Source organism: Streptomyces sp. NPDC005266, assembly GCF_040607655.1.
In the GTDB taxonomy this organism is placed as follows: Bacteria; Actinomycetota; Actinomycetes; order Streptomycetales; family Streptomycetaceae; genus Streptomyces.
The window spans coordinates 348249-363146 of record NZ_JBEXHC010000001.1 but is presented as its reverse complement, the minus strand read 5'-3'; the positions used below and the strand labels follow the sequence as shown (position 1 = coordinate 363146).

Here is a 14898-nt window from a genome sequence, read left to right as displayed (position 1 = left end):
GCGGTCGAGCTCGGGCCCGCGGAGGTGGCCGAGCGGGCGGCGCGGCTGCGTGACGCCCTGCAGCAGGAGCTCACGGCGTAGCGCTCGGGGCATCGGTGGTGCGCCCGGGCGGTCGAGCTCGGGCCCGCGGAGGTGGCCGAGCGGGCGGCGCGGCTGCGTGACGCCCTGCAGCAGGAGCTCACGGCGTAGCGCTCGGGGCATCGGGGGTGACGGACGGGTAACCGGTTTGCTCCCGTCGTGGGCCTCGGGTTAAGGTTGCTTCACACCGACGCGGGGTGGAGCAGCTCGGTAGCTCGCTGGGCTCATAACCCAGAGGTCGCAGGTTCAAATCCTGTCCCCGCTACGAGAACGAAGGGCCCGGATCCTCCAGGATCCGGGCCCTTCGTCATGTCGGGTCATGCCGGGTCATGCCGGGTCGTACGGGGCGGTGCCGACCGGCGGCGCGGGGCCGCCGGGTCGCGTTTGCCCTCAGGCCGCGCAGTCGGGGCACAGGCCCCGATAGGTCACCTCGACCGCGGAGACCGCGAAGCCGAAGCGTTCCCGCGTGGGGAGGTCGGCCAGCGGGTCGCCGGTCGGGTGGACATCGCGGATCGTCCCGCAGCGCGCGCACACCAGGTGGTGGTGGGCGTGGTGCGCGTTCGGGTCGTAGCGCTTGGCGCGGCCGTCCGTGCTGACCTCGATCACCTCGCCGAGCGAGACGAGCTCTCCGAGCGTGTTGTACACCGTCGCGCGCGAGATCTCGGGCAGTCGGTCGGCCGCCAGCGCGTGTACCTCGTCGGCGGTGTAGTGCACGTGGTCCCCATTGAGGACCTCGGCGACGACACGCCGCTGCGCGGTGAGTCGCCAGCCGCGTCCCCGGAGCCGTTCCAGCAGGTCACTCATGCCATTCACCTATCAGTCAGATAAGGACAAGGGTAGCAGCGGGTCAGTCCATGCCCGGATCAGGTATCACTCTCCAGAAGTTCTTGACTTAGACATTGTCCAATATAGGATGCTGTGTAGCCCCAGACCAAGGGACACCTGAGTACGCAGGAGGCGCACGTGACGGTCCAGAGCGAAACCACTGGCCCGCTGACCACGGAGTCCGGGGCTCCGGTAGCGGACAACCAGAACAGCGAGACGGCGGGCGTCGGCGGTCCGGTCCTCCTCCAGGACCAGCACCTGATCGAGAAGCTCGCCCGCTTCAACCGGGAGCGGATCCCGGAGCGCGTCGTCCACGCCCGGGGCGCCGGTGCCTACGGCACCTTCACCGTCACCGCGGATGTGACGAAGTACACCCGCGCGAAGTTCCTCTCCGAGGTCGGCAAGCAGACCGAGACGTTCCTGCGCTTCTCGACGGTCGCGGGCAACCTCGGCTCGGCGGACGCGGTGCGCGACCCGCGCGGTTTCGCGCTGAAGTTCTACACCGAGGACGGCAACTACGACCTCGTCGGGAACAACACCCCGGTGTTCTTCATCAAGGACGCCATCAAGTTCCCCGACTTCATCCACACCCAGAAGCGCGACCCGTACACCGGTTCGCAGGAGGCGGGCAACGTCTGGGACTTCTGGGGCCTGTCGCCCGAGTCCACCCACCAGGTGACCTGGCTGTTCGGCGACCGCGGCATCCCCGCCTCGTACCGCCACATGAACGGCTACGGCTCGCACACCTACCAGTGGAACAACGCGGCGGGTGAGGTCTTCTGGGTCAAGTACCACTTCAAGACCGACCAGGGCATCAAGAACCTGACCACCGTCGAGGCGGCCGAGACCTCCGGCCTGGACCCCGACAGCCACCAGCGCGACCTGCGCGAGGCCATCGAGCGCGGTGACTTCCCGACCTGGACCGTGCAGGTGCAGATCATGCCGGCGGCGGAGGCGGCGAACTACCGCTTCAACCCGTTCGACCTGACCAAGGTCTGGCCGCACGAGGACTACCCGCCGATCGAGATCGGCAAGCTGGAGCTCAACCGCAACCCCCAGAACATCTTTGCCGAGGTCGAGCAGTCGATCTTCTCGCCGGCGCACTTCGTGCCGGGCATCGGCCCGTCCCCGGACAAGATGCTCCAGGGCCGTCTCTTCGCGTACGGCGACGCCCACCGCTACCGCGTCGGCATCAACGCCGATCATCTGCCGGTGAACCGTCCGCACGCCGCCGAGGCGCGCACTTACGGGCGGGACGGCTTCCTGTACGACGGCCGCCACGCGGGCGCCAAGAACTACGAGCCGAACAGCTTCGGCGGCCCGGCCGAGACCGGTCAGGCGCTGTGGCAGGGGTCCCCGGTGGCCGGTCGGACCGGTGACCATGAGGCCCCCTCGCACGCCGAGGACGACGACTTCGTCCAGGCGGGCAACCTCTACCGGCTGATGTCGGACGAGGAGAAGGAGCGCCTGATCGAGAATCTCGCGCAGTTCATCGCGGAGGTCCCGCGCGATGACATCGCCCAGCGTGCGATCGAGAACTTCCGCAAGGCGGATGCCGACTACGGCAAGCGACTGGAGACCGCGGTTTTGGCCCTGCGCGGCTGACGGACGCTTGTCGTAACACCGAAGAGGCCGGACGCCATGGGGCTCCGGCCTCTTCGTCGTGCCGGGAGCCTTCGTGGTGCCGGACCGGGCAGGGCAGCCCGGTCCGGCGGTCTAGGTCAGCGCGGGCTGCGGGACCGGGGCCCAGCAGCGGATGATGTCGCGCACCGACACCACCCCGACGGGGTCACCCGCGTCGAGGACGATGAGATGGCGGAAACCGCCGTGGGACATCGTGCGCGCCGCTTCGTCCAGCGTCCACCCGGGGGCGGCGAAGACGACGTCGGCGGTGGTGTGGGCGTGCGCGGTCTCGACGTCCGGGTCCTGGTCCGCGCCCAGCGAGTTGAGGATGTCACGCTCGGTCAGAATGCCGAGGCCGCTGGTGTCGGGATCGAGCACGATCGCCGATCCCACGCGGCGCGCGGACATCAGCCGGGCCGCCTGACGGAGCGTATGGGCGGGGCCGATGGTGAGGACCACCGAGCTCATGGCGTCACGGACGAGCATGGGCATGGATGGAGCCACCTCCTTGGTGAATCCATTAGAGAATGGATTCACAAGTTCACAAGGTTCTGGATTCTCATGTTCACATGCCTTGGTGGACTCAACAAGGGCGCGTGGAGGCCGAGCCACCGCTCAGTGCGCCCCCGGCTCACTACCGCAGATAGTCCAGCATCGCCCCGTGCAGCAGCCCGTTGGACGCCGCCGCGTCCCCGCTGTTGGGCCCCGGCACCCCGTCCAGCCCGGTGAATCGGCCGCCCGCCTCCTGGACGATCACCGCGTTCGCCGCCATGTCCCACAGCGACAGCTCCGGCTCGGCGCAGATGTCCACCGAGCCCTCGGCGACCATCATGTACGGCCAGAAGTCGCCGTAACCCCGGGTGCGCCAGCAGGCGCGGGTCAGATCGAGAAAGCCGTCGAGCTTGCCGCGCTCCTCCCAGCCGGTGAGCGAGGAGTACGCGAACGACGCGTCGGAGACCTTGCCCACCCGGGAGACCCGCAGCCGGGTCGCGGACGACAGGCTGCGCCCGGTGTACGCCCCGAGCCCCTCGGCGGCCCACCAGCGGCGGCCCAGCGCCGGTGCCGACACCACCCCGACGACCGGCCGGTCGCCGCCCTCGCCACGCTCCATCAGGGCGATCAGGGTGGCCCAGACCGGAACCCCGCGCACATAGTTCTTGGTGCCGTCGATCGGGTCGATGACCCAGCGGCGCGGACCGCTGCCCTGGCTGCCGAACTCCTCGCCGAGCACCGCGTCACGCGGCCGGGCACGCTGCAGTGAGCTGCGGATCAGCTCCTCGGCCGCCTTGTCGGCCTCGCTCACCGGCGTCATGTCGGGTTTCGTCTCGACCTTGAGGTCGAGGGCCTTGAACCGCTCCATGGTCGTGGCATCGGCGGCGTCGGCCAGCACATGGGCAAGGCGCAGGTCATCGTGGTAGTCGGCCATGGCCGAACAGTATCGATACGGAAAGAGCCGGATCCACACGGCGGGCCCGTGGCCCGGCGCATCGGAGCGCGCCGGGGCTCTTGACAGTATCTGGCGGGCCGTCAATTCTGTCGGGCACATGCCGGTCTGGGAGGCGATGATGCCCGCAGCGCGTGAATCCTTATTGGACGCGGCCTTCGCCGCCCTCGGCGGTCGCCCGTGGTCAGGAATCCGGATGGTCGATGTCGCGGCGGCGGCCGGGGTGTCGCGGCAGACCCTCTACAACGAGTTCGGCAGTAAGGACGGCCTTGCCCGCGCTCTTGTGCGGCGCGAGGCCGATGCGTATCTGAACGGTGTCGAGCGGGTGCTGGCCGGGATTCCCGGCGCCACGGCCCCGGGGGAGCGGCTGGCCGCCGTGGCCGTGTGGACGGTCCGCGCCGCGACCGAGAATCCGCTGGTGCGTGCGGTGCTCACGGGATGCTGGAGCGAGCGGCTGCCCGCGCCAGGCGTCCGGACCGCGCCGATCCGGCCGCCGCGGCCGCCCCGGTCACGGCGGCCCGGCGCGATGGAGCCGCTGCCCACGCCAATCGAGCTGATCGGCCAGGTCCGGGACCGGGCGGTGCGGCAGCTGGAGGGCGAGTGGCCGCGGGGCGGCGTGGGCGAGCTGGCGCGGGCCTGTGAGACGGCCGCACGGCTGGCGCTGTCGTATGTGGCCGCCCCGGCCCCGGCGGCGGATGTGGCGAGCGTGGTGCGCACCGCCCTGGCGTGAGGCGCCCGCGTCCTCAGTGGGCGGAGCCGGAGAGCTGGAGCCCTATCACGCCGACGATCACCAGGCCGATGGAGACGATCTTGAGCGTGGAGACGAGATCGCCGAGGAAGACCATGCCGTAGATCGCGGTGCCGGCGGCCCCGATCCCCGTCCACACCGCGTACGCGGGTCCCACATCGAGTTTCTTCAAGGACAGTGTGAGCAGCCCGAAGCTGCCGAGCGCGAACACGCAGAAGGCGATCGTCGGCCAGAGGCGGGTGAAGCCGTGCGAGAGCTTGAGGCAGACGGCGAAGCCCGTTTCGAGGAGCCCGGCGACCACGACCAGCAGCCACGCCATAGAGATGTCCTCCCGTACCGCTGACGGCTGCCTTCGCCGGAGGGTTCCTTGTCGGACCTTGATCCGATTATCCATTTACCTCATGGGGTGTGCGGCAAACGTGGCCGTCGGGAGGCGCCGGCGCCCGGTCAGTCGCCCTCGCGCCGCTCCCGGGTGGCCAGCAGCCGCCGCAGGGAGTACAGCCGGGCCGGCTCGGCGTGGCCCTCGGCCACCCACTGGTCCAGCGCGCAGTCCGGCTCGTCGTGGCTGCAGGCGCGCGGACAGCCCTCGGTGCCCGGCTCCAGGTCCGGGAAGGCGTGGATGACCCGCGACGGGTCCACATGGTGCAGCCCGAAGGAGCGCACGCCCGGGGTGTCGATCACCCAGCCCTTGTCGTCCGGCAGCGGCAGCGCGAGCGCCGAGGTGGTGGTGTGGCGGCCCCGGCCGGTGACCGGGTTCACCCCGCCCGTGGCCCGCTTGCGGTCCGGGACCAGGGCGTTGACCAGCGTGGTCTTGCCGACGCCGGAGTGGCCGACGAAGACCGTGATCCGGTCCGCCAGCCGCTCCCGCGCCCGGTCGCAGGCATCGCCGTCGGCCAGCTCCTCGCGGCTGGTGACGACATAGGGCACCCCGAGCGGCTCGTAGGTCTCCAGCAGGTGATCGGCGGATACCAGGTCTGACTTGGTGAGGACGAGCAGCGGTTCCAGGCCCGCGTCGAAGGCGGCCACCAGACAGCGGTCGATCAGCCGCGGGCGCGGCTCGGGGTCGGCGAGCGCGGTGACGATCGCCAGCTGGTCGGCGTTGGCGACGACCACCCGCTCGTAGGGGTCGTCGTCATCGGCGGTCCGCCGCAGGACGGACGACCGCTCCTCGACCCGTACGATCCGGGCGAGCGTGTCCTTCTCGCCCGACAGATCGCCGACGACCGCGACCCGGTCGCCGACCACCACACCCTTGCGGCCCAGCTCACGGGCCTTCATGGCGGTGATCGTGCGATCCCCGACCAGGACGGTGAGCCGGCCGCGATCGATCGTGAGGACGAAGCCCTCGGCGGCGTCCTCGTGCTTGGGACGGATGTTGGTGCGCGGCCGGTTGCCCTTGCGGTTGGGGCGGACCCGTACGTCGTCCTCGTCGGTGTGCTTGCCGTAGCGGCGCATGGCGGAAGGCTCTCAGACTCTCCGCGCCGAGGGTGCCGTCGCGCCGAGCATGCCGGTCCACAGGCCGGGGAAATCGGGCAGGGTCTTGGCGGTGGTCGCCACGTTCTCGATCTGGACGCCGTCGACGGCCAGGCCGATCACGGCGGCGGCGGTGGCCAGCCGGTGGTCCTCGTAGGTGTGGAAGATCCCGCCGTGCAGCGGACGCGGAGTGATCCGCAGCCCGTCCTCGGTCTCGGCGACCTCGCCGCCCAGCTCGCCCAGCTCCTTGGCGAGGGCGGCGAGCCGGTCGGTCTCGTGCAGCCGCAGATGCGCGATACCGCGCAGCACGGACGGGGAGTCGGCCAGCGCCGCGACCGCCGCGATCACCGGGGTGAGCTCGCCGACCTCGTGCAGATCGGCGTCGATTCCGGTGATCCGGCCGGTGCCGGTGAAGGTCAGACCCGCGTCGGTCAGCTCGCAGGAACCGCCCATGTCGGTGAAGATCCGGCGCAGCGCGTCGCCGGGCTGGGTGGTGTGCTCCGGCCAGTCAGGGATGGTCACCCGGCCGCCGGTGACCAGGGCGGCCGCAAGGAACGGCGCCGCGTTGGACAGATCGGGCTCGACGACCAGGTCCCGGCCCAGCAGCGCGCTCGGCGCGACCCGCCAGACGCCCTGCTCGCCGCCCGCCTCGGCGGTGTCCACGCGCGCGCCCGCCACCCGCAGCATGTCGACGGTCATCCGGATGTGCGGCAGGGAGGGCAGCGCGGCGCCGATGTGGCGGACCTCGACGCCCTGGTTGAAGCGTGGCGCGGACAGCAGCAGCGCGCTGACGAACTGCGAGGAGGACGAGGCGTCGATGCGGACCGGACCGCCGTCCAGCGCCCCGCCGCCGTGCACGGTCATCGGCAGGGCGCCGCGGCCGTCGTCGTCGATCCGGGCGCCGAGCGCGCGCAGCGCGTCGATCACGCCGTGCAGCGGGCGCTCATGCGACCGCGGGTCGCCGTCGAAGTGGATCGGGCCGTCGGCCAGGGCGGCGACCGGCGGCAGGAACCGCATCACGGTGCCCGCGTTGCCGACGTCGATGGTGGCCGGGCCGTGCAGACCGGACGGGATGACCCGCCAGGCCTCGCCCTCACCGTCGGGGCCCACCCCTTCCTCGATGCCGACGCCCATCGCGCGCAGCGCCTCGGCCATCAGCAGGGTGTCGCGGGAACGGAGCGGGCGGCGCAGCCAGCCGGGTTCGGCGGCGAGCGCGGCCAGGATCAGACCGCGGTTGGTAACCGACTTCGATCCGGGCACGGTGACGGTCGCGTTCACCGCTCCGTCGGCGGTCGGAGCGGGCCAGAGGGCGGTGTGCGCGCCCGGGGAGGTCTCAATGCCGGTCATGGGTCTCACTTTAGTGGCTCGCCGAAGGTGCGAATCTTGATCAAAAGCGGCGAAACCCAGTCGAAACACAGCACTGGTACACGCGGGCGGACGGGGCACGCCGGGGGCTCGTGCGCGTCACAACCCCAGCAGCCAGCGGCCGCCGCCGATCAGCGAGCACAGCGAGACGACATGGAAGAGCAGCAGCCAGGCCACGGCCGGGACGCCGGTGAGCCGGGCCAGCTGGTCGGGGTCGGAGTCGTACGCGCCGCCGTAACGGCGCTTGCGCTGGAGCTCGAAGGGCGGGCGCACGCCGCCCAGCAGCAGGAACCAGACCACCACATACGCGAACCCCGCCTGCACGTCCGGCTTGGTCAGCCAGGAGACGAGGAAGAAGGCGGCCCCGGCCGTGACGACCGTAAGGACGCCATAGGCGTTACGGATCATCACCAGCATCGCGGCGAGCAGCGCCGTCGCGCCCCACAGCAGCGCTGTGATGTGGTTCGCGGCCAGCAGCCAGGCGCCGGCCAGGCCGATCATGGACGGCGCGGTGTAGCCGGCGGCGGCGGTGAGGATCATGCCCAGGCCGGTGGGCTTGCCGCGCGAGACGGTCAGCCCCGAGGTGTCCGAGTGCAGCCGTATGCCGTCCAGCCGCCGCCCGCTGAGCAGCGCGACCAGGCCATGCCCGCCCTCGTGGGCGATGGTGATGGCGTTACGGGTTATGCGCCACGTGGTCTGCGAGACGACGGTCGCCAGCGCGACGATGCCGGTGGCGGCGACGAGCCAGGTGCTGGGGTCGGGCTGGGCGCCGACGACGCGGTCCCACAGATCGGCGGCGTTCGTTGCGTCCATGTGCGGGCGGCTCCTCGCGTCTCTCTCGCGGTGCGGGGGGTAATCGGGTCGGTTTCCCGGCTCGGTGGCCACCGGGCGCGGGCGTCGTGGCAGTGTGGCACCTATGTGCGGTCGATACGCAGCGAGCCGGAGGCCGGAGGATCTCGTCGGGCTCTTCGGAGTGGAGAAGTGGGAGCCGGCGGAGACCCTGGCGCCCGACTGGAACGTCGCGCCCACCAAGGACGTGTACGCGGTGCTCGAACGCCCTCTCAAGGACGCCGCCGAGCCGCGTCCGGTTCGCCAGCTGAGGGCGCTGAAGTGGGGGCTGGTGCCGTCCTGGGCGAAGTCGCCCGAGAGCGGGGCGAAGATGATCAACGCACGGGCGGAGACGGTGCACGAGAAGCCCTCGTACCGGCGTCCCTTCGCCTCGCGCCGCTGCATCCTGCCCGCCGACGGCTACTACGAGTGGGTCACCGGGCCGGGGGAGCGGCAGCTGGAGGAGAAGGGCAAGCGCAAGCGGCCGCGCAAGCAGCCGTACTTCGTGACGCCGGTGGACGGCTCGGTGATGGCCATGGCCGGGCTGTACGAGTTCTGGCGGGACCGCACGCTGCCGGACGAGCATCCGCGGGCGTGGTGGGTGACCTGCACGGTGATCACGACCGAGGCCGAGCAGGAGCCGTTCGGGGCCGGGAACGGCGGCGAGGGGGAGGGTCCGCGGTCGCTGGCGGACATCCACCCGCGGATGCCGCTCGTCCTCACCGAGGACCGCTGGGCCGACTGGCTCGACCCCGCCCGCACCGACCCCGACGACCTCCGCCCCCTGCTGGCCCCGCCCCCGGCGGGTCTGTTGCGCGCCTATCCGGTGGCGACGGAGGTCAGTGATGTCCGTAACAACGGCCCGGAGCTGCTGAAGGAGCTGGAGGCGCCGGAGGAGAGCACGCTCTTCTGAGCCCCCCGGCTGAGCCCCCCGGCTGCCCCCGGCTGCCCCCGGCTGCCCCCGGCTGAGCCCCCCGGCTGAGCCCCCCGGCTGTGCCTCCGCGCGGCTGTGCCTCCGCGCGGCTGTGCCTCCGCGCGGCTGTGCCTCCGCGCGGCTGGGCCTCCGCGGGGCTGGGCCTCCGCGCGGCTGGGCCCCCGCGCGGCTGTGCCTCCGCGCGGCTGAGTCCCCGCGCGGCAAGATGGTCGGGTGAGCGCGAAGGTGAGTACGAAGACGACCGAAACCGTGGAGACCCCGGCCGGGGACGCCCGGATCACCTGGCACCGTGCCCCCGGCGCACGCGCCGTGCTGGCCGTGAGCCACGGTGCGGGGGGCGGCATCGAGGCGCGGGATCTCCAAGCGCTGGCCGGGGCGGTGCCGGAGCACGGGGTGAGCGTCGCGCTGGTCGAGCAGCCGTGGCGGGTGGCGGGCAAGAAGGTCGCACCCGCCCCGAAGACCCTGGACACGGGGTGGCGCGCCCTGTGGCCCGCGTTGGAGAAGGCCGGGCTGCCGGTCGTCGCGGGCGGTCGCAGCGCCGGGGCGCGGGTGGCCTGCCGGACCGCCCGGGAGCTTGGGGCGCACGCCGTGCTGGCGCTGTCCTTCCCGTTGCATCCGCCCGGCAAGCCGGAGAAGTCCCGGGCCGAGGAGCTGCTGGGCGCGGGGGTGCCGACGCTGGTGGTCCAGGGCGGGCGGGATCCTTTTGGCCGCCCCGGGGAGTTCCCGGAGCTGCCCGCCGGGACGGAGCTCGTCGAGGTGCCGCACGGCGACCACGGCTTCGCGGTGCCGAAGGCGGCGGACATCGGTGAGAGCGAGGCGCTCTCCGTGATCACCGGAGCCGTCACCGACTGGCTGGCCCGGATCCCGCGCTGATGGGGGAATGCGACAGCGGGGGCGGATGTTGTACGCAGCGTCGGTATTGCCGCGCAGAGGCACCGTACGAGGAAAGGGAGTCCCCCGCATGGGTTCGCTTGCTTGCCCCGCCCGTCCGCATGCCGGTCTGGAGTGGGCTCGGCTGCAGGCGGTGCAGACCGCGAGGATTGAAGCGGCAGGCGGACCGGATCGTCGTCTATTCTCCGATTCGAGCGGGTCGGCATCCGGCACCGCCGCGAAGTTGGAGGAGGTGGGTCAGGTCACTGGGACCGACGCAGAGACCGACGGCGTTACCGAGGGAGAGCCGGTCGAGCAGTCACAGGAGTCGTCCGCGGAGCGCAATGCGCGCTTTGAGCGGGACGCTCTGACTTTCCTCGACCAGATGTACTCGGCCGCGCTGCGCATGACGCGCAACCCGGCCGACGCGGAAGACCTTGTCCAGGAGACGTATGCCAAGGCGTACGGATCCTTCCACCAGTTCCGCGAGGGCACGAACCTCAAGGCGTGGCTGTACCGCATCCTGACCAACACGTTCATCAACTCGTACCGCAAGAAGCAGCGCGAGCCGCAGCGCAGCGCGGCCGAGGAGATCGAGGACTGGCAGCTCGCGCGCGCCGAGTCGCACATGTCGACCGGGCTGCGCTCCGCCGAGTCGCAGGCCCTCGACCACCTGCCCGATTCGGACGTCAAGGAAGCCCTGCAGGCCATTCCCGAGGAGTTCCGCATAGCGGTCTATCTCGCGGATGTCGAGGGCTTTGCCTACAAGGAGATCGCCGACATCATGGGGACACCCATCGGTACGGTGATGTCCCGTCTGCACCGTGGGCGCCGCCAGCTGCGCGGTCTGCTGGAGGACTATGCCCGTGGGCGCGGGCTCGTCCCGGCGGGCGCGTCCGCCGCGGCGGACGAGTCGCACGATCGGAAAGGCGCGGACTCATGAGCTGCGGAGAGCCGCACGAGACGGACTGCTCCGAGGTTCTCGACCACCTCTACGAGTTCCTCGATCACGAGATGCCCGACGGCGACTGCGCCAAGTTCGAGGTGCACTTCGACGAGTGCTCCCCGTGCCTGGAGAAGTACGGTCTGGAGAAGGCCGTGAAGAAGCTCGTCAAGCGGTGCTGCGGGCATGACGACGTGCCCAGCGACCTGCGTTCGAAGGTCATGGGCCGGATCGAGCTGATCCGCGCGGGCGAGGCGGTGCCCGAGCGCGAGATCACCGCTGAGACCAACGAGATCACCGCTGAGACCAAAATGCCGAAGACCGTCCAGGAGTGACCGGCGGCGGGCCGCGACGGCCCGCCGCCGAAGGGCGACCAGAGCGACCTTAAAGGCGGCGCGCCCCAAGCGGTCCGATCATCACCCGAAGGGGTGCAATCGGGCCGTCCATCCGGTCTCATCCGCCGCTTACGGCTCTATTCTCCCCAGTCTGACCCACCCCTACAGGGGTGGCTGAGCGGACGCTGATGGGGAGGAGGGCGCCGTGCGGGCACTTCCCGTCGGGGCGCGCGCCTATGTGTTGTGCGCCGTGCTCGCCGGGGTGCTGTGCGCCGCCCCGGCCGTCGCGCGGTCAGGAGCGGCTGTTCCCTGGGCCACCCTCGCCCTGCTCGCCGCGGTCTACGCGGCCGGCGCCCGCGAGGCCAGGGCCCCCTGGCCCGAGTGGTGCGGCCCCGTCCTTTTGGCCGGGGCCTTTCTGCTGCCGCCCGCCGCCGCGGCGCTCGTGCCCGTGCCCGGCGCGCTGCTGGCCCGGGTCGAGCGGCGCCCGGCCGGGGTGCGGCGCGCCTGGCGCGCCGCACGGCTCTCGCTCGCCCTTTGGGCCGCCTCGTACGCCTTCGGGGCGCTGGGCGGCCCACACGCCCTGCGCGCCGCCCAGGACCCCGGTGCGCCCGGCTTTCCGCACGCCCTGACCGCGGCGCTGGGCGCCGCGGTCGTCCTGTGCCTGGCCGGCACCGCGCTGGAGGGCGGCGTCCTGGTCACCGCCGAGCGCCACTCCCCGCGCGCCGCCTGGCGCGGCGGGCTGCTCGGCTCCCTCGCCCCGCATCTGGTGCACGGGCCCGTGGCGCTGGCCATGGCGGTGCTGTGGCGCAGCCCGTACGGGCCCGCGGCGGCCCTGCCGGTGCTGCTGCCGATGTACGTCTGCGCCTGCGGCTTCGCCCTGTACCACCGTGAGCGCGCCGCCCATCAGGCCACCATCCGCGCCCTCGTCCAGGCGGTCGACATCAAGGACCGCTATACCCGTGGCCACGGCGAACGCGTCGGCCGCGCCTCCGCGATGATCGCCCGGGAGCTGGGAATGCGCGGCGACCGGCTGGAGGCGCTGCGGATCGCGGGCATCCTCCATGACGTCGGCAAGCTCGGCGTACCCACCCGGCTGCTGCGCAAGAACGGACCGCTGACCCCCGAGGAGCGCCGCGTCATCGAGCTGCACCCGGAGTACGGGCACGAGATGGTGCGCGGCATCGGCTTCCTGGGCGAGGCGCGGGCGGCCATCCTCCACCACCACGAGCGGCTGGACGGCAGCGGCTATCCGTACGGGCTCGCGGGGACGCAGATCCCGGAGGTCGCGCGGGTGGTGGCGGTCGCGGACGCCTTCGACGCGATGACCTCGACGCGTACGTACCGCAGGGCCCGGCCGGTGGAGACCGCGGTGGAGGAGCTGAAGCGGTGCGCGGGATCGCAGTTCGACCCTCGCATGGTGCGGGCCCTGGCCCGTGCCCTGAACCGCCACGGCTGGCACGCGGCGGTCACGGCGGACGCCGTCTCGACCGCGCAGGGCGCAGGTGAGGGGCGCGGAAACGTCCCGGCACGCCCCGCCGGCGTCCCCGCGCCCCTGGTGCGCACCGCGGCCACCGGCGCGGCGGACGATGCAGGTCCGCCGCCCGCCGCGGACGGCCCGGGCGGTGGCCGGTGAACCCGGAGGAAGAGCCGGACGCCGGGCGGCCCGGCCCGCGCGGCCGGGACGAGGGCGCGGCTCAATGGCCCGCCAGGGGAGGCGGTCGCGCTCCGGCGGGGCCCGCACGCGGCCCCCGCCCGGACGGGCCGCCCGGCGGCCTCGGCCGGATCGCGGAGCGGCACGCCCGTGCCGTCCGCCGGGCCCGCCGCCGGGACGAGGGCACGGCCGCCCGAGAGCAGAAGCGGAGCTGCCGCGCCCGTCACGGGCAGCGCGGGGGCGCGGCCGTACGGGAGCGCATATCGCGGCGCCACGGCGCGCTCACCCTCGGTGCGGTGTACGGCGCCGCCGGGGCGCTTGCCGCCGTCGCGCTGGGCTGGACCGAGTGGCACGGGGTGCGCGAGCCGCGGGCGGCGCTGGCCTTCGGGATGCTCATCGCCGTCGGGGAGGCGATCCGGTGCGCCGGTGCCCCGCCCGCGCTCCCGCGCGCGGGCGGGGCGCATGAGCAGCGCGGTGAGCCCGCGCCCGTCGCCGCCGCGGGCGCCCTCGGCTACGCCCTGCTGGGGCGGCTCGGCGGCGAGCCCACCACCCACGGTGTCCTCCAGGTCGTCACCGTCGTCGTGGCGGCCTCACTGGCGGGCATGGTGCCGCGGCTGGCGCTCGGGCGCCCGGCCGGCCCCGGGCACGCGGCCCGCCGGGTGCTCACCGTCGCGTTCGCCGCCACCTGCTTCCAACCGCTCCACCACAGCGGCCGCTTGGCCTCCTGGCTCGGCCATGGCCCGTACGTTGTGGCGTACTTGCTGGGCCTGCTGGCCCTGACCGCGCTGTGCGACGCCGTCCTGGCCGCCACTGTCGCCCGTGCCCGTACCGGCTGGCCGTACGGGCCGCTGCTCCGCGACGAGCTGCGGGCACTGCCCGGGGTGGGCTCGGCGATCTGCGCGACCGGGGTCGTGATGGCGCTCACCGCCGCCGTCGCGGGGCTGTGGGCGCTGCCGGTCCTGGCGGTGCCGCTGCTGCTGATCCAGTACTCGTTCCGCCGCTGTGCCGGCATACGGGCCACCTACCGCCAGACCATCGCGTCCCTGGCCCGCTCGACCGAGATAGCCGGGTACACACCGACCGGTCACGCCCGTAAGGTGGCCGCCCTCAGCCGGGCCGTCGGCCGTGAGCTGGGGCTGTCCGAGCCGGCCCTGACCGTGCTGGAGTACGCGGCGCTGATGCACGACATCGGGCAGCTGTCGCTGCTGGATCCCGTGCCCGCCGGGGCCACCGAACCGCTGCCGGCGGCCGAGCAGCGGCGGATCGCACTGCTGGGGGGCGCTGTGGTACGCCAGACCGGGGTACCCGCGGAGGTGGCAGTGGTCGTCGAACGGCAGGCGGACCCCTACCAAGAGCAGCCGCCGGCAGCACGTATCGTGCGCGCGGTGAACGCGTACACGGAGCTGGCGAGCGGTGGGACGGGCGGTCCGGCGGGCGCTCCGCTACGCGCCCTGGAGCGGCTGCGGCTGGCCACGGCGCGTGACTACGACCCGGTGGTGGTCGAGGCGCTCGCCACGGTCCTCTCGCGGCCGGTTCAGGGGGTTCAAGGCCGTCGTACAGGGAGAACTCATGGGTAATAAGCGGGTCTCCCGAGAGGCATGGTTGGATGCCAGGAGAGGGGTGTCGGGCCGATGGCCGGTGGCAAGGAGGTGTGGTGGGGCATCGTGTCCCGGCCGAAGTGTGAGGGGCCGGGCTGAGATGTCCGCGAATGTGTGGCAGGTTGTCTTCCAGGGAGGGCGACGCCGTCCGCGAAGGCATCTGGTGCGGGACTACTTCGATAC

At 72.3% G+C, this 14898-nt stretch carries 16 protein-coding genes and 1 tRNA gene; 9 read left to right on the top strand and 8 right to left on the bottom strand.

The window, feature by feature from the left end; genetic code table 11:
- The coding region (locus ABZU99_RS01645; protein WP_356227663.1) for a hypothetical protein at positions 1-201 on the bottom strand (201 nt) is incomplete at its 3' end.
- Positions 202-269: 68 nt separating this feature from the next.
- Here ABZU99_RS01645 and ABZU99_RS01640 point away from each other — a divergent pair.
- Positions 270-343 (top strand) — tRNA-Met (locus tag ABZU99_RS01640).
- A 125-nt stretch (positions 344-468) separates the two neighbouring features.
- Here the strand turns inward: ABZU99_RS01640 and ABZU99_RS01635 are convergent.
- The gene (locus ABZU99_RS01635; RefSeq protein WP_355943196.1) at positions 469-882 is read right to left on the bottom strand and encodes a Fur family transcriptional regulator; all 414 of its coding nucleotides are present in this window, start codon (positions 880-882) and stop codon (positions 469-471) included.
- Positions 883-1041: 159 nt separating this feature from the next.
- On the opposite strand from ABZU99_RS01635, the gene ABZU99_RS01630 reads away from it, so the two are divergent.
- The gene (locus ABZU99_RS01630) at positions 1042-2508 is read left to right on the top strand and encodes a catalase (protein WP_356049634.1); all 1467 of its coding nucleotides are present in this window, start codon (positions 1042-1044) and stop codon (positions 2506-2508) included.
- Positions 2509-2619: 111 nt separating this feature from the next.
- Here the strand turns inward: ABZU99_RS01630 and ABZU99_RS01625 are convergent, their stop codons facing one another.
- Together ABZU99_RS01625 and hisN are read right to left on the bottom strand one after the other, a co-directional pair.
- Positions 2620-3012, bottom strand: a complete 393-nt coding sequence (locus ABZU99_RS01625) for a CBS domain-containing protein (RefSeq protein WP_355943658.1) — start codon at positions 3010-3012, stop codon at positions 2620-2622.
- Positions 3013-3160: 148 nt separating this feature from the next.
- Positions 3161-3952: a histidinol-phosphatase gene (gene hisN / locus ABZU99_RS01620; RefSeq protein ID WP_355943192.1), complete on the bottom strand. Its 792-nt coding sequence runs from the start codon at positions 3950-3952 to the stop codon at positions 3161-3163.
- Between the two features lie 139 nt (positions 3953-4091).
- Here hisN and ABZU99_RS01615 point away from each other — a divergent pair, with 139 nt between their 5' ends.
- Positions 4092-4700, top strand: a complete 609-nt coding sequence (locus ABZU99_RS01615; protein WP_355943190.1) for a TetR/AcrR family transcriptional regulator — start codon at positions 4092-4094, stop codon at positions 4698-4700.
- A gap of 13 nt (positions 4701-4713) precedes the next feature.
- Here ABZU99_RS01615 and ABZU99_RS01610 read toward each other — a convergent pair whose 3' ends face one another.
- The 4 genes from ABZU99_RS01610 to ABZU99_RS01595 form a co-directional block, all read right to left on the bottom strand.
- Positions 4714-5037 (bottom strand): multidrug efflux SMR transporter, encoded by a 324-nt coding sequence (locus ABZU99_RS01610; RefSeq protein WP_355943189.1) that lies wholly within the window; start codon positions 5035-5037, stop codon positions 4714-4716.
- A 128-nt stretch (positions 5038-5165) separates the two neighbouring features.
- The gene (gene rsgA, locus ABZU99_RS01605; RefSeq protein ID WP_355943187.1) at positions 5166-6173 is read right to left on the bottom strand and encodes a ribosome small subunit-dependent GTPase A; all 1008 of its coding nucleotides are present in this window, start codon (positions 6171-6173) and stop codon (positions 5166-5168) included.
- 12 nt (positions 6174-6185) lie between these two features.
- Positions 6186-7538 carry a 3-phosphoshikimate 1-carboxyvinyltransferase gene (gene aroA / locus ABZU99_RS01600; protein WP_355943186.1) on the bottom strand — a complete coding sequence of 451 codons (1353 nt, stop codon included), beginning with the start codon at positions 7536-7538 and terminating at the stop codon, positions 6186-6188.
- Between the two features lie 117 nt (positions 7539-7655).
- Positions 7656-8369 (bottom strand): M50 family metallopeptidase, encoded by a 714-nt coding sequence (locus ABZU99_RS01595; protein WP_355943185.1) that lies wholly within the window; start codon positions 8367-8369, stop codon positions 7656-7658.
- 103 nt (positions 8370-8472) lie between these two features.
- Here ABZU99_RS01595 and ABZU99_RS01590 point away from each other — a divergent pair, with 103 nt between their 5' ends.
- The 6 genes from ABZU99_RS01590 (at position 8473) to ABZU99_RS01565 (ending at position 14694) form a co-directional block, all read left to right on the top strand.
- Positions 8473-9297, top strand: coding sequence for an SOS response-associated peptidase (locus ABZU99_RS01590; protein ID WP_355943184.1), 825 nt, complete (start codon positions 8473-8475; stop codon positions 9295-9297).
- A gap of 234 nt (positions 9298-9531) precedes the next feature.
- Positions 9532-10191, top strand: a complete 660-nt coding sequence (locus ABZU99_RS01585; RefSeq protein ID WP_356049629.1) for an alpha/beta family hydrolase — start codon at positions 9532-9534, stop codon at positions 10189-10191.
- A gap of 250 nt (positions 10192-10441) precedes the next feature.
- Positions 10442-11131 (top strand): sigma-70 family RNA polymerase sigma factor, encoded by a 690-nt coding sequence (locus tag ABZU99_RS01580; protein ID WP_355943181.1) that lies wholly within the window; start codon positions 10442-10444, stop codon positions 11129-11131.
- Positions 11128-11466 (top strand): mycothiol system anti-sigma-R factor, encoded by a 339-nt coding sequence (rsrA, locus tag ABZU99_RS01575; protein WP_355943179.1) that lies wholly within the window; start codon positions 11128-11130, stop codon positions 11464-11466. The genes ABZU99_RS01580 and rsrA overlap by 4 nt, the downstream gene beginning before the upstream one ends.
- A gap of 205 nt (positions 11467-11671) precedes the next feature.
- Positions 11672-13099, top strand: coding sequence for an HD-GYP domain-containing protein (locus ABZU99_RS01570; RefSeq protein ID WP_356227660.1), 1428 nt, complete (start codon positions 11672-11674; stop codon positions 13097-13099).
- 314 nt (positions 13100-13413) lie between these two features.
- Positions 13414-14694, top strand: a complete 1281-nt coding sequence (locus tag ABZU99_RS01565; protein WP_355955206.1) for an HD domain-containing protein — start codon at positions 13414-13416, stop codon at positions 14692-14694.
- Positions 14695-14898: the final 204 nt, after the last annotated feature.